We start from the raw sequence: 13,364 nt of genomic DNA, 5'->3' as shown, positions 1-13,364 counted from the left end.
CATCATTCGGGCGCCGGGGCGCATCTTCGGGTGTTTCATGGAACATATCGCCGGGGGGCGCAAGCACAAGGCAAAGCGCCTCCGGCGGGGATATTTGTCCTAAAGCAGGCGCAAGGGGGTCAGGGTCGGTCGATCTGGCCGCCCCCCACAAGCGCCGCAACGCCGGTCGTGCGCGGGCCCGAGGTGGGCAAGCCGCGCGCCACGCGAAGCGCGAGATGGGCACAGGCGGCGGCGGCCAATGCACCACCGGGCAGGCCCGCCGCATCGACGGTTTCCACGGCCGAGGGGAGCAACGCCGCGAGGCGCGCCATCAGCGCCGGATTGGCGCGCCCGGCACCGGCAAGCAGCAGACGTGTCGGCGCTTGCGGGAAATGTTCGAAACCGCGCGCAACCGAGGCGGCAGTGGCCTCGACGCGGGTGGCAAGGGTGGCGCGGCGGCCAAGCGCCTGGGCCAGCGCCGCCGCATCGGCAGGACCGAGCGCTTTCGGCGGCATCCGCAGAAAGTAGGGCGCTGCCAGCATCCGCGCCACGGCCTTGAGGTTCGGCGCGCCCGTGCTGGGGCCAACGGGCGCGGCAGGCCCGGCATCAAAAGCCACACATGCGCCGGGAACCTCGGGGCCGGGTTCAGCCGGATCGACCCAGGAAAGCGCCGCGTGGGCACCGAGCGTAAGAAAGGCCAGCGGCGCGCGCGCGCCGATGAACCGCGCCAGCGCGTGGTGAAAGAACGGCGTCAGCGGGCCGCCCAGACCGCCCAGATGGCGGTCGCTGGAGCGAAAATCCGAAACCACCGGGCAGCCCAGAACCGCGGCCAGAACCGCGCCGGAGCCTGCCTCGCTGCCCGCCAGGCGCGGCCCTCGAAAGCCGACAATCTCCGCCTCGGGAAAGCCGCTCAGAAGCTCGGCCGCGGCAGTTTCAACCACTTCGGCGGCGGCGGGCGCGGCCGCCCGCAGCACCGCGCATTCCGCGCCGCTCCAAACGCGAAAACCCTGCCGCCCGAAGCCGAGCACGCTTGCGCCATCGCTCCGCAGCATTGCCGCCACGAGCCCGGCGGGCTCTGCCTGCGGCACCACCCCGACCGCCCAGACCGCACCGCTCTGCAACATGGCCTTTTCCTCGTCGCCCCGCCCCGGTATAGGGCAGGCAGGATGCAAGGGACAAGCCGCCATGACCTACCATGCAAAATCGGATTTCATGCGGGTGATGATCGAGCGCGGCTTTCTGGCCGATTGCACCGATTATCAGGGGCTCGACGAGGCGCTGCTGGCCGGTGTGGTGCCCGCCTACATCGGTTTTGATGCCACCGCGCGCTCGCTGCATGTCGGCAGCCTGATCCAGATCATGATGCTGCGCTGGCTGCAAAAGACCGGGCACAAGCCGATCGTGCTGATGGGCGGCGGTACGACCAGGGTGGGCGACCCCAGCTTTCGCGCCGAGGAACGCCCGCTGCTGACACCCGCGCAGATCGACGCCAACATTGCAGGTATTCGCGCGGTGTTCGCCAACTATGTCCGCTTTGGCGAGGGGCCTGACGATGCGATCATGCTCAACAACGCCGAATGGCTTGACGGGCTCAATTACCTCGACTTTCTGCGCGACATCGGGCGGCATTTCTCGGTCAACCGGATGCTGGCCTTTGAATCGGTGAAATCGCGCATCGACCGCGAGCAATCGCTTTCCTTCCTCGAATTCAACTACATGATTCTGCAAGCCTATGATTTTCTGGAGCTTTACCGCCGTCATGGCTGCCGGCTGCAAATGGGCGGTTCAGACCAGTGGGGCAACATCGTCAACGGTATCGACCTCACCCGGAGGGTGCTTGATGCCGAGATCTGGGGCCTGACCTCGCCCTTGCTGACCACCTCGGACGGCAAGAAGATGGGCAAGAGCCTTTCGGGCGCGGTCTGGCTGAATGCCGAACTGCTGAAACCCTACGAATTCTGGCAATTCTGGCGCAACACCACCGATGCCGATGTGGGCCGGTTCCTGAAGCTTTATACCGAATTGCCATTGGCGGAATGCGCGCGGCTCGGCGCACTGGCAGGGGCCGAGATCAACCTGGCCAAGATCTCCCTCGCCAATGAGGTGACAGCACTTCTGCACGGTCGGGAAGCGGCCATGGCCGCCGAGGCAACGGCCCGCGAGGTGTTCGAACATGGCGGCGTGGGCGAGGATCTGCCGACGCTGTCGCTCGATCCGGGCGAGATCGGCGAAGGCATCAGCCTGGCGCAGATGGTGGTGCGCGCCGGGCTTGCCAAATCGGGCAAGGACGCCAAGCGGCTGATCGCGGAAGGCGGGCTGCGGGTGAACGACGCGGCCGCCGCCGATGCCGGCCGGCTGTTCACCGCCGCCGATCTTGCCGCGCCGGTCAAGCTGACCGCAGGCCGCAAGCGCCACGCGCTGGTCACACTCGGCTAAAACGCGTCATCTTCAACGCCAAATACCCCACGGGGGGTCCGGGGGTGTGAAACCCCCGGCCTTCAGAGCACCATATCGTCGCGGTGCACCAGGGCGGCGCGCCCCGGGTAGCCCAGAATTGCCGCGATCTCGCCCGAGCGATGGCCGCGAATCGCCTCGGCTTCCACGGCGGTGTAGCGCACCAGCCCCTTGGCCAGCCGGGCACCCCCGGGTCCGATAATCGCCACCGGATCGCCGCGCCCAAAGCTGCCCGTTACCGCCGTAACCCCAGCCGGGAGCAGCGATTTTCCCTGCAACAGGGCCGCCGCGGCCCCGGCATCGAGCCGGAGTTCGCCGCGCGGCTTCATCGCCGCGATCCAGCGTTTGCGCGCCAGCTGCGGGTCGCCTTCGGGCAGGAACCAGGTGCACCTCGCCCCCGCCGCCAGCGCCGAAAGCGGGCGCAGCGCCGAGCCTTCCATGATCGCCATCGCACAGCCCCCCGCGACAGCGGTTTTCGCCGCCAGAAGTTTGGTTTTCATGCCTCCCTTGGAAAGGCCCGATATGGCCTCGCCCGCCATCGCCTCGACCTCGGGGGTGATGCGCGCAATGCAATCGAAGTGGCGCGCGGCGGGATCCTGCTTGGGGTTGGCGGAATAAAAGCCGTCAACATCCGACAAGAGCACCAGTTGATCGGCCCCGATCGTCACCGCGATCTGCGCGGCAAGCCTGTCATTGTCGCCAAATCGGATTTCATCCGTGGCGACTGTATCGTTTTCGTTGACAATCGGCACCGCACCAAGGCCGAGCAGGGTTTCCATCGTCGCCCGGCTGTTGAGGTAGCGGCGGCGGTCTTCGGTGTCCTCCAGGGTGACCAGTATCTGCGCGGTGGTCACGCCATGCGGGGCCAGCGCCTCCTCATAGGCGCGCGCAAGGCGGATCTGGCCCACTGCGGCGGCGGCCTGGCTTTGCTCCAGCGCCAGCGCCCCCGCGGGCAGGCCAAGCACCCGGCGGCCAAGCGCGATTGCACCCGACGAGACCAGAATCACATCGGCCCCGCGCGCCCGCACCGCCGCAACATCAAGCGCCAGCGCAATCAGCCAGTCGGTCTTGAGCCCGCCGTCGCCGACCAGAAGCGCCGAGCCGATCTTGACGACCAGCCGCCGCGCGGTGCTGATATCGGGGGTCAGGGCTGCCAAGGTGCATCCTCCGGCACCACCGCGCGCCCGGCAACAATCTGCGCCCAGATCGCCCGCAAGACCTCGGTAACGCCCGCTTTCGAAACGCCGGACATGAGGAAGACCGGCCCCTCCACCACCTTTTCCAGCGAGCGGCGGCGGCTGCCGAGGGTCTTGGGATCGAGCGCGTCGATCTTGTTCAGCGCGGTGATGCGCGGCTTGGCGGCAAGTGCCGGCGAATAGGCGGCAAGTTCGGCCAGAATGGTGCGGTAGTCCTTGGTGATGGTCGAAGAGGTGCCATCGACAAGATGCAACAGCACCGTGCAGCGTTCGACATGGCCAAGAAAGAGATCGCCTAGGCCCTTGCCCTCGGAAGCGCCTTCGATCAGGCCGGGAATATCGGCCATCACGAATTCCTTGCCATCAATGCCGACCACCCCGAGGTTCGGGTAAAGCGTGGTGAAAGGGTAATCGGCAATTTTCGGCCGCGCGTTCGAAACGGCGGCGAGAAAGGTCGATTTTCCCGCGTTGGGCAGGCCCAGAAGCCCCGCATCCGCGATCAGCTTCAGCCGCAGCCAAAGCGTGCGCTCGACCCCGTCCTGCCCCGGATTGGCGCGAGCGGGGGCGCGGTTGGTCGAGGATTTGAAATGCAGGTTGCCAAAGCCGCCGTTGCCGCCGCGCGCCAACAGCACACGCTGGCCGGGGCGGGTCAGGTCGGCGACCACGGTTTCTTCGTCTTCTTCCAGAATCTCGGTGCCGACCGGCACCCGCAACACCACTTCCGGGGCATTGGCCCCGGTCATCTGGCTGCCCATGCCGTGCTGGCCGCTTTTGGCAAAGAAATGCTGCTGGTAGCGAAAATCGATCAGGGTGTTGAGCCCCTCCACCGCCTCGGCCCAGACCGAGCCGCCATTGCCGCCATCTCCACCATCGGGGCCGCCGTATTCCACGAACTTGTCGCGCAGGAACGACACGCAGCCGCCTCCGCCCGAACCCGAGCGGATATAGACTTTGGTCAGGTCGAGAAATCGCATCGCGCGGGCTTTCTGGTGAGGTCAGAAGCAGGCGATAGAGCCTGCGGAGGTTTTGTTCAAGGCCAGCGCGAAAACGCAACGGCTGGCAGCAATCGAGCCGCGCGATTTCTCACGGCGTGGCTCAGGGGCGGATGAAGACGCAGACAGGCGTCGGGGTGCTTCGTGCAGGCGAGGTGATCTGCGACGTGGGGCCGGGGCGAAAGCCGTTTTGCGCAAGCAAATGTGCCGAGGCCGGGTTGTCGGTGAACACCTTCGCGGTCAGCCGGGCCAGCCCGAAACGCGCGGTGATGGCATCGATGAAGCAGGGCAAGACCTCGGACATCAGGCCCTGCCCGTGCAGCTCGGGCGCAAGGAAATAATAGATCTCCGGGTCAACGAGCGATTTCAACCCGATCGCGCCAACGAATTCTTCGCCACGCCGCAGCGCCAGCCGGAACGGCGGGGTTCCGGTCCAGCGCCAGCTTCGGGTAACGCCGAGCGCCTCGGCCTCGGTAAGTGTGGGCGAAAACACGAAAAGCATCCGGCCGACGCGCGGATCGGTGACGATGCGGCGGATCGCGACGGCATCCGCCCCGGTCACCGGGTCAAGCACAAGGCGCCGGGTGGTGAGGGTGAAAGGGTTGGCCGCCGCCCAGGCTTCACGCGTCAGCCCTTGGGTGACATGCGCCAACACGCGGCCAAGCGGGCGGCTCGGCTCCGGACCACGCGAAATTTCGCTGAAACCAAGTTTTTCAAGAACCCGGGCCGAAGCGGTGTTGCCCTCGAAATAACCCGATTTCAGCGCGCCCGCCTCGGGGCGCGCAAAATGCGCGGCAAGCACGGCGCGGGCGGCCTCGGTAGCGTAACCGCGGCCCTGCGCGCGCGGTGTCAGCCAATAGCCAAGGTGCGGCGCAAGGCTGATGCCGCCGCAAACCCCTGTCGCGTCTTCGATTGCCCAGTGGCTGCCGGGTTCTGCGGTCGCAAGGAAACTGCAAAAATCGGCGGGCGTATAGGGAAAGGGCGGTGCCGCAAGCCACTTTGCCACCTCGAAATCGCTTAAGCCCACCACCCAGGCCGCTTCATCGGCACCCCGAAGTGGTCGCAGCAAAAGCCTCTCGGTCTGGATTTTTTCGTGCCCGCGCATCGCATCAATCGAGTTTCTTGATGTAGGTCCAGGTGGCAACCCTTGCGCCACGCGCCACCGACCAGGCCTCGGCATCGCCCAGATACTCGAAATCGCAGTGGCTGAGCACGCGCGCCGAACCGGGGTTGTCTTGAAATACCTCGGCAAGAAGCGTGTTGGCCTTGTGCGGATTTGCCGCGATCAACGCCGCAAGCGCCTCGGAAGCAAAACCCGCGTTCCACATGCCGGGCGCGACCCAGAAACCGACCTCGGACTGTCCCGGCTCGATCCGGTCGAGCGAGATCAGCCCGAGCACTTCATCCAGACCCTGCGCCGAGCCATCCATTGCCCAGACATCCTCGCTGCGGCGATCGGCCAGAGCGCGGGCAATGAAAGCCTCGGTCGCGCCCGGCGGCAGCGGATGCGGGATCGTGCGGGTGCCCATCGCAAGCCGCTTGTCGGCGGTATACATCGCGATCAGCCCCGCATCCGAGCGGCGCAGCGGCCGCAGGATGAAGCGCTCGGCACCAATCACCGGTTGCTTCGGGACGGTCTCTTGCAGCATGCCTTTCCTCCTCCTGAAACGCATGACGGGCGCTTGCGCCCTCGTGGCCTCGACTTGGGGTCGGGCCGTTACAGCACCAAGCCCCGATAGATCACACCCATGTAACCAAAATGCCCGGGGGGACCGGCCTTGCAGCCGATCCCCCCTTTGCTCGTTCGGGTGCGGTTCGGCTTACTCGGCAGCGGCCTCGGCGGCCATGACCGAAATGAAGGTGCGGCCCTTGAGGCCCTTCTTGAACAGCACATGCCCGCTGGTGACCGCAAAGATCGTGTGGTCACGGCCCATGCCGACGCCTGCGCCCGGCCACCAGGTGGTGCCGCGCTGGCGCACGATGATGTTGCCCGGGGCGACCAGCTGGCCGCCGTAGAGTTTCACGCCAAGGCGACGTCCGGCCGAATCACGACCGTTGCGCGATGAACCGCCTGCTTTTTTATGTGCCATGGGGAATTACTCCTGAACTGCGGCGGCTTTTTTGGCGCGCTTCGGTTTGGCGGCGACCTCGACCGGGGCCGGTGCGGCCTCGGTGCCATGGGCGGCGCGACGGGCAATGGCGGTGCCGACGGCGTCCTTGACGCCCGATTTCTCGGCACCCGAGGCGAGCACGTCGGTGATCCGGACCAGCGTCAGTTGCTGGCGGTGGCCACGGGTGCGCTGCGACGAATGCTTGCGGCGGCGCTTGTGGAAGGTGATGACCTTGTCGGCCTTGATCGTGTCGATCACGTCGGCCTGCACGGCGGCACCCGCCACCAGCGGCGCGCCGATGACCGGGGCATCGCCGCCGAGCATCAGGATTTCGTTGAACTGGACTTTTTCGCCAGCCGAAGCGTTCAGCAATTCCACGCGCAGCACGTCACCTGCCTGCACCTTGTATTGCTTGCCGCCGGTCTTGAGGACCGCAAACATGGGTCGTTCCTTTTCTCATATCCGCGTCTTGTGGCCCCCGTTGCCGGGTGTTTCGGGGTTGCCCCCGCCTCGGACAGCGCGCCCCCTGCGGGGCGTCATTGCAACTGCGAACCGGCGGAAAGCAAGCAGCCCCCGCCGGACCGGGCGCTTATCGGGGATGGGGGACGAGGTGTCAAGGGCGATCGGCGGGGGATGCGTGGTTTTGCCGACAGCAGGAAGTGCCGTTTAACTGCCAGCGCGCGCGCATTTCGGCAAGGCTCACCCGGCGCAGCGGCGAGCCGCGCCCGATCGCCCCCGGCGTGGCCGAAAGGCGCGGCGCGGGGGCGGGTTGGGTAAGGCCTTCGTGCTCGGTATAGGTGGCGCGGGCAAGGTTGTGCGGGTGCAGTGGGGCCTCGGCAATGCTCAGAACCGGGGCGACGCAGGCATCGGTGCCCTCCAACTCGCGCGCCCAGGCATCGCGGGACCTGGTGGCAAAGACGCTGGCAAGGCGGCTGCGCGCCTCGCGCCAGCCGCTGCGGTCCATCTGCGCGGGCAGGCTTGCCGGGTCGATGCCGAGGCGGGCGAGAAGTTCGGCCCAGAATTTCGGCTCGATCGCCCCCACCGCAACATGGCCGCCGCAGGCGCAGCGGTAGGTGGTATAGAAGGGGGCGGCACCATCAAGCAGATTTGCCGACCTTGCGTCGGCCCATGCGCCCTGCCCGGCCATGCCCGAGATCATCGCCATGAGATGCGCAACCCCATCGCTGATTGCCGCATCGACCACCTGCCCCTGCCCGGTAGCGCGCGCATGGTGAAGCGCCGCGAGCATGCCAAAGGCAAGGTAAAGCGCGCCGCCGCCAAAATCGCCCAAGAGGTTCAAGGGCGGCACCGGTGCCTCGGGCAGGCCGATGGCGTGCAGCGCACCTGACAGCGCGATGTAGGTGATGTCGTGCCCTGCCGCCTGCGCGAGCGGGCCCGACTGGCCCCAGCCGGTCATCCGGCCATAGACGAGCGCCGGGTTCGCGGGAAAATCCGCCGGGCCAAGGCCGAGCCGCTCCATCACCCCCGGCCGCATCCCCTCGATCAGCGCATCGGCGCGGCCGACAAGGTCGCGGGCGGCGGCCGTGCCTTCGGGGGTTTTCAGATCAAGCTCAAGCACATCGCGGCCACGATCAAGCACGTCATAGGCCAGACCCAGCACATGCGCCGGGTTGCCGGGGCGCAGGATGCGCACCACATCGGCGCCCATGTCGGCGAAGAGCATCGCGGCGAAAGGCGTCGGGCCAAGCCCCGCAAACTCGACAACGCGCAGCCCGGCGAGCGGGCCTTTCCCGGCGGCCATGGTGTTCTCCCGGCAAGGCCGGGGGTTCTGCACCCCCGGACCCCCGCAGGGTATTTCGGCGTTGAAGAAGCCGGTAGTGGGCTCTTGATACCCCCTTGCCAGCGCAAGGGGCGCGGGCTATCGATCAGCCGTCAGGATCGGGAGAATCCGACGGGGAGCGCCCCGTTGGTGCCGAAGGAGCAACCGCCCCGGTAAACTCTCAGGCGCAAGGGACCGTTCTGGCAAAAGGACTCTGAAGAGAGGTGCTTTGGCACCCGCCGAAGGGATAACGATCTCAGGCGCAAGGGACAGAGGGGGCATCGGGTTGGGTGGGCTGAGGCTTGCCCTGGGCGCGATGCCGGGAATTCCGGCTGACATCGGGGAGGGGCGGCATGGCCGACCTGTTGCGGACCGGACTTTACGATCTTCATCTGCGGCTGGGCGCGAAAATCGTGCCTTTCGCGGGCTATGAGATGCCCGTGCAATACCCGATGGGGGTATTGAAGGAGCATCTGCACACCCGCGCGGCGGCGGGGCTGTTTGATGTGAGCCATATGGGGCAGGTGATCTTGCGCGCACCCTCGGGCCGCGCGGTCGATGCTGCCGTGGCGCTTGAGGCGCTGGTGCCGGTGGACCTTGTCGGGCTGGCCGAGGCGCGGCAGCGCTACGGCATGTTCACCAATGCTGCGGGCGGCATTCTTGACGATCTGATGGTGGCCAATCGTGGCGATCACCTGTTCGTGGTCGTCAACGCCGCCTGCAAGGCCGCTGACATTGCCCATATGCGCGCGCATCTGCCGCTTGAGGTGAGCGAAATCACCGACCGCGCCCTGCTTGCCCTGCAAGGCCCCGCGGCCGAGGCAGCGCTTGGCCGACTGGTGCCTGGCGTGGCGGCGATGCGCTTCATGGACGCAGGCATATTCGGCTGGAACGGGGTGCCGCTCTGGGTCTCGCGCTCGGGCTATACCGGCGAGGACGGGTTCGAGATCTCGCTGCCAGACGCGGTTGCGGTAGCTTTTGCCGAGGCGCTGCTGGCGATGCCCGAAGTGGCACCGATCGGCCTTGGCGCACGCGACAGCCTGCGGCTGGAGGCCGGGCTTTGCCTTTATGGCCACGACATCGACACCACCACCAGCCCGGTCGAAGCCTCGCTTTCCTGGGCGATCCAGAAGGCGCGTCGCGCGGGCGGGGCGCGGGCAGGGGGCTTTCCCGGTGCCGCGCGGATCTTGCGCGAGCTTGCCGAAGGCCCGGCCCGCCGCCGGGTCGGCCTTGCCCCCGATGGCCGCGCACCGATGCGCGAGGGGGTGGAGATCTTTGCCGCACCCGAGGGCGGCGCGCCGATTGGCGTGATCTCGTCTGGCGGCTTTGGCCCCTCGATCAACGCGCCGATGGCGATGGCCTATCTGCCGCGCGACATTGCCGAGGGCGCAACCGTTTACGGCGAAGTGCGGGGCAAACGCCTGGCCGCGCGCGTCGCCCCGCTTCCGTTCCAACCCACCACCTTCAAGCGCTGAGGAGCGTATGAGATGAAATACACCGAAGAACATGAATGGCTGCGCGTCGAGGGCGACCTCGTGGTGGTCGGCATCACCGAACATGCGGCCGAGGCGCTGGGCGATGTGGTGTTCGTGGAACTGCCCGAGCCGGGCACCACGGTTGCCACCGGCGACGAGGTCTGCGTGATCGAAAGCGTCAAGGCGGCCTCCGACATTCTGGCCCCCGTCGATGGCGAGATCGTCGAGGTCAACGCGGCGCTGGCCGACAGCCCCGGCATGGTCAACGAAGACCCGACGGGCAAGGCGTGGTTTTTCAAGATGAAACTGGCGAACCCCAAGGCGCTTGACGGCTTCATGGACGAAGCGGCCTACAAGAAGCTGATCGGCTGAGGATTATCATGGCATTCACCCCCACCACCTACGACACTTACGACTTTGCCAACCGCCGCCATATCGGCCCCTCGCCCGCCGAGATGGCCGAGATGCTGCGGGTAGTGGGGGTGCCAAGCCTTGATGCGCTCATTGACGAAACCGTGCCGCGCTCGATCCGGCAGGCCGAGCCGCTTGGCTGGGCACCGATGACCGAGCATGCGCTTCTGGCCAAGATGCGCGGCGTCGCGGCAAAGAACCGGGTGATGACCTCGCTGATCGGGCAGGGCTATTACGGCACCGTCACGCCGCCCGCGATCCAGCGCAACATACTGGAAAACCCGGCCTGGTACACCGCCTACACCCCCTACCAGCCGGAGATCGCGCAAGGTCGGCTTGAAGCGCTCTTGAACTATCAGACGATGGTCAGCGACCTGACCGGCCTGCCCATCGCCAACGCTTCGCTGCTTGATGAAGCCACCGCCGCCGCCGAGGCGATGACGATGGCGGAGCGGGTGGCAAAATCGAAGGCGCGGGCGTTCTTTGTCGATGAAAACTGCCACCCGCAGACGATTGGCGTGATCCGCACCCGGGCGCTGCCCTTGGGCATCGAGGTCATCGTGGGGGCACCTGAGGCGCTGGAGCCCGCGCGGGTTTTCGGCGCGATCTTCCAGTATCCCGGCACCTATGGCGATGTGCGCGATTTCACCGCTGCAATCGCCGCGCTGCATGAGGCAGGCGCAGTGGCGATCATGGCAACCGACCTGCTGGCGCTTTGCCTTCTGAAGGAACCGGGCGCGATGGGGGCCGACATTGCTGTTGGCTCGGCGCAGCGCTTTGGCGTGCCGATGGGGTACGGTGGCCCGCACGCCGCCTTCATGTCATGCCGCGACGATCTGAAGCGGGCAATGCCCGGGCGGCTGGTCGGGGTTTCGGTCGATGCGCGCGGCGGGCGGGCCTACCGGCTCGCGCTGCAAACCCGCGAGCAACATATTCGCCGCGAGAAGGCCACCTCGAACGTCTGCACCGCGCAGGCGCTGCTGGCGGTGATGGCGTCGTTCTACGCGGTCTTTCACGGGCCTGTCGGCCTGCGCATGATTGCGGAAAAAGTGCATTTCAACGCGGTGCAACTGGCGGGTGCCCTGCGTGATGCCGGCGCAAAAGTGCTGCCCGAGGCCTTCTTCGACACGATCACCGTCGAGGTTGGCGTGGGCCAGGCGGGAATACTGGCCGCCGCCCGCCACCGCGGGTTGAACCTGCGCAAGATCGGCCGCGACCGGGTCGGCATTTCGGTTGACGAAACCACCGATGCCGACGTGATCGCCCGGGTGCTCGATGCCTTCGGCATTCCCGAAGTGCCTGAACCGGAGCGGCGTCTTGGCTTTGGCGAAAACCTGTTGCGCAAGACCGATTACCTTACCCACCCGGTGTTTCACATGAACCGCGCCGAATCGGAAATGATGCGCTACATGCGCCGCCTTTCCGACCGCGACCTGGCGCTTGACCGCGCCATGATCCCGCTCGGTTCCTGCACGATGAAGCTCAATGCCGCGGCCGAGATGATGCCGCTGACCTGGCCCGAATTCGGCAGCCTGCACCCGTTCGTGCCTGCAAATCAGGCCGAGGGCTACGCCGAGATGATCGCCGATCTGACCGCGAAGCTTTGCGAGATCACCGGCTATGATGCGTTCTCGATGCAGCCAAATTCCGGCGCGCAGGGCGAATATGCAGGCTTGCTGACGATTTCCGCCTATCACCGCGCCCAAGGGCAGGGGCACCGCGACATCTGCCTCATTCCGGTTTCGGCGCATGGCACCAACCCGGCCTCGGCGACCATGGCGGGAATGAAGGTGGTGGTGGTGAAGGCCTCGCCAAATGGCGATATCGACCTTGAGGATTTTGCCGCCAAGGCCAAGGCTGCGGGCGACAGCCTTGCCGCCTGCATGGTCACCTACCCCTCGACCCATGGCGTTTTCGAGGAAACCGTGCGCGAGGTCTGCGCGATCACCCACCGTTACGGCGGCCAGGTGTATCTTGACGGTGCCAACATGAACGCCCTTGTGGGCTTGGCAAAACCTGGCGAGATCGGCTCGGATGTGAGCCATCTGAACCTGCACAAGACCTTCGCGATCCCGCATGGCGGCGGCGGCCCCGGCATGGGGCCGATCGGGGTGAAGGCGCATCTTGCGCCGCACCTGCCCGGCCATCCCGAGACCGGCGGGCAGGAGGGGCCGGTTTCCGCCGCACCCTATGGCTCGGCTTCGATCCTGCTGATCTCCTGGGCCTATTGCCTGATGATGGGTGGCACCGGTCTTACCCAGGCAACCCGCGTCGCAATCCTCAACGCCAACTACATCGCGGCGCGGCTTAGCGGTGCCTATCCGGTGCTGTTCATGGGCAACCGGGGCCGGGTGGCGCATGAATGCATTCTTGACACGCGGCCTTTCGGCGACGTCGGCGTTTCCGTTGACGATATCGCCAAGCGGTTGATCGACAACGGTTTTCATGCCCCGACAATGAGCTGGCCGGTGGCCGGCACGCTGATGGTGGAGCCGACCGAATCCGAAACCAAGGCGGAACTCGACCGCTTCATCACCGCGCTGCTGGCGATCCGGGCCGAAATCCGCGACATCGCCGAGGGCCGCATTGCCGCCGACCAAAGCCCACTGCATTTCGCCCCGCACACCGTCGAAGATCTGGTGGCCGAATGGGACCGCGCCTATACGCGCGAACAGGGCTGCTTCCCGCCCGGTGCCTTCCGGGTCGATAAATACTGGCCGCCGGTGGGCCGGGTTGACAACGTCTGGGGCGACCGCAACCTGGTCTGCACCTGCCCGCCGGTCGAAAGCTACGCGGCCGAGTAGCCTAGTGTTCGACACCTGACGTAGGATTCCCGCCGGTGCCATGCTGTGGCATAGTCGGAGGATGAGACGCTCCGACATCTGCCTTTTCCTTGGCCCCGCCGACCGCGCTGAGCTTCAAGCTCTGCTGACCAACCGCAACACGGCGCGCAAGCTCGCGTGGCG

At 66.4% G+C, this 13,364-nt stretch carries 11 protein-coding genes, 1 pseudogene and 1 riboswitch; of the genes and pseudogenes, 4 read left to right on the top strand and 8 right to left on the bottom strand.

The features are described from left to right. Nucleotides 1–119: 119 nt before the first annotated feature. Nucleotides 120–1,103 (bottom strand): anhydro-N-acetylmuramic acid kinase, encoded by a 984-nt coding sequence (locus tag Q8J98_RS01955; RefSeq protein ID WP_305292915.1) that lies wholly within the window; start codon nt 1,101–1,103, stop codon nt 120–122. 61 nt (nt 1,104–1,164) lie between these two features. On the opposite strand from Q8J98_RS01955, the gene tyrS reads away from it, so the two are divergent. Continuing rightward, entirely contained in the window at nt 1,165–2,415 is a 1,251-nt protein-coding gene (gene tyrS, locus Q8J98_RS01950) for a tyrosine--tRNA ligase (protein WP_305292914.1), read from the top strand. A gap of 62 nt (nt 2,416–2,477) precedes the next feature. Here tyrS and proB read toward each other — a convergent pair whose 3' ends face one another. The 7 genes and pseudogenes from proB to Q8J98_RS01915 form a co-directional block, all read right to left on the bottom strand. Next, nucleotides 2,478–3,590: a glutamate 5-kinase gene (gene proB, locus Q8J98_RS01945; protein WP_305292913.1), complete on the bottom strand. Its 1,113-nt coding sequence runs from the start codon at nt 3,588–3,590 to the stop codon at nt 2,478–2,480. Next, entirely contained in the window at nt 3,578–4,603 is a 1,026-nt protein-coding gene (gene obgE, locus Q8J98_RS01940) for a GTPase ObgE (protein WP_305292912.1), read from the bottom strand. The genes proB and obgE overlap by 13 nt, the downstream gene beginning before the upstream one ends. 121 nt (nt 4,604–4,724) lie before the next feature. After that, the gene (locus tag Q8J98_RS01935) at nt 4,725–5,726 is read right to left on the bottom strand and encodes a GNAT family N-acetyltransferase (protein WP_305292911.1); all 1,002 of its coding nucleotides are present in this window, start codon (nt 5,724–5,726) and stop codon (nt 4,725–4,727) included. A 4-nt stretch (nt 5,727–5,730) separates the two neighbouring features. Further along, on the bottom strand, nt 5,731–6,270 hold the full coding sequence (locus tag Q8J98_RS01930) for a GNAT family N-acetyltransferase (RefSeq protein ID WP_305292910.1): 540 nt from the start codon (nt 6,268–6,270) through the stop codon (nt 5,731–5,733). A 171-nt stretch (nt 6,271–6,441) separates the two neighbouring features. Beyond that, nucleotides 6,442–6,711, bottom strand: a complete 270-nt coding sequence (rpmA, locus tag Q8J98_RS01925; protein WP_305185947.1) for a 50S ribosomal protein L27 — start codon at nt 6,709–6,711, stop codon at nt 6,442–6,444. A gap of 18 nt (nt 6,712–6,729) precedes the next feature. Further along, nucleotides 6,730–7,173 (bottom strand): annotated as a pseudogene (rplU, locus tag Q8J98_RS01920) (50S ribosomal protein L21); the annotation flags it as partial. 172 nt (nt 7,174–7,345) lie between these two features. Then, nucleotides 7,346–8,494 (bottom strand): CaiB/BaiF CoA-transferase family protein, encoded by a 1,149-nt coding sequence (locus tag Q8J98_RS01915; RefSeq protein ID WP_305292909.1) that lies wholly within the window; start codon nt 8,492–8,494, stop codon nt 7,346–7,348. Between the two features lie 128 nt (nt 8,495–8,622). Next, nucleotides 8,623–8,720, top strand: a riboswitch (glycine riboswitch). 145 nt (nt 8,721–8,865) lie between these two features. Between Q8J98_RS01915 and gcvT the strand changes: the two genes are divergently transcribed. Genes gcvT through gcvP form a run of 3 tightly spaced genes read left to right on the top strand, consistent with a single transcriptional unit; the run spans nt 8,866 to nt 13,202 of the window. Beyond that, the gene (gene gcvT / locus Q8J98_RS01910) at nt 8,866–9,987 is read left to right on the top strand and encodes a glycine cleavage system aminomethyltransferase GcvT (protein WP_305292908.1); all 1,122 of its coding nucleotides are present in this window, start codon (nt 8,866–8,868) and stop codon (nt 9,985–9,987) included. A gap of 12 nt (nt 9,988–9,999) precedes the next feature. Then, the gene (gene gcvH, locus Q8J98_RS01905) at nt 10,000–10,359 is read left to right on the top strand and encodes a glycine cleavage system protein GcvH (RefSeq protein ID WP_305184158.1); all 360 of its coding nucleotides are present in this window, start codon (nt 10,000–10,002) and stop codon (nt 10,357–10,359) included. Between the two features lie 8 nt (nt 10,360–10,367). Beyond that, nucleotides 10,368–13,202 (top strand): aminomethyl-transferring glycine dehydrogenase, encoded by a 2,835-nt coding sequence (gcvP, locus tag Q8J98_RS01900; RefSeq protein WP_305292907.1) that lies wholly within the window; start codon nt 10,368–10,370, stop codon nt 13,200–13,202. Nucleotides 13,203–13,364: the final 162 nt, after the last annotated feature.

Origin of the sequence: Phaeovulum sp., from assembly GCF_030684035.1 — a bacterium.
GTDB lineage: Bacteria > Pseudomonadota > Alphaproteobacteria > Rhodobacterales > Rhodobacteraceae > UBA6213.
The sequence above is the reverse complement of the archived record's forward strand: the minus strand, read 5'-3'. Positions and strand labels throughout refer to the sequence as shown.

What these genes read in the sequence shown, in the direction of transcription:
- Q8J98_RS01955 (WP_305292915.1), bottom strand. Translation starts at nt 1,103, where the DNA reads ATGTTGCAGAGCGGTGCGGTCTGGGCGGTCGGGGTGGTGCCGCAGGCA.
- tyrS (WP_305292914.1), top strand. Translation starts at nt 1,165, where the DNA reads ATGACCTACCATGCAAAATCGGATTTCATGCGGGTGATGATCGAGCGC.
- obgE (WP_305292912.1), bottom strand. Translation starts at nt 4,603, where the DNA reads ATGCGATTTCTCGACCTGACCAAAGTCTATATCCGCTCGGGTTCGGGC.
- Q8J98_RS01935 (WP_305292911.1), bottom strand. Translation starts at nt 5,726, where the DNA reads ATGCGCGGGCACGAAAAAATCCAGACCGAGAGGCTTTTGCTGCGACCA.
- Q8J98_RS01930 (WP_305292910.1), bottom strand. Translation starts at nt 6,270, where the DNA reads ATGCTGCAAGAGACCGTCCCGAAGCAACCGGTGATTGGTGCCGAGCGC.
- rpmA (WP_305185947.1), bottom strand. Translation starts at nt 6,711, where the DNA reads ATGGCACATAAAAAAGCAGGCGGTTCATCGCGCAACGGTCGTGATTCG.
- Q8J98_RS01915 (WP_305292909.1), bottom strand. Translation starts at nt 8,494, where the DNA reads ATGGCCGCCGGGAAAGGCCCGCTCGCCGGGCTGCGCGTTGTCGAGTTT.
- gcvT (WP_305292908.1), top strand. Translation starts at nt 8,866, where the DNA reads ATGGCCGACCTGTTGCGGACCGGACTTTACGATCTTCATCTGCGGCTG.
- gcvH (WP_305184158.1), top strand. Translation starts at nt 10,000, where the DNA reads ATGAAATACACCGAAGAACATGAATGGCTGCGCGTCGAGGGCGACCTC.
- gcvP (WP_305292907.1), top strand. Translation starts at nt 10,368, where the DNA reads ATGGCATTCACCCCCACCACCTACGACACTTACGACTTTGCCAACCGC.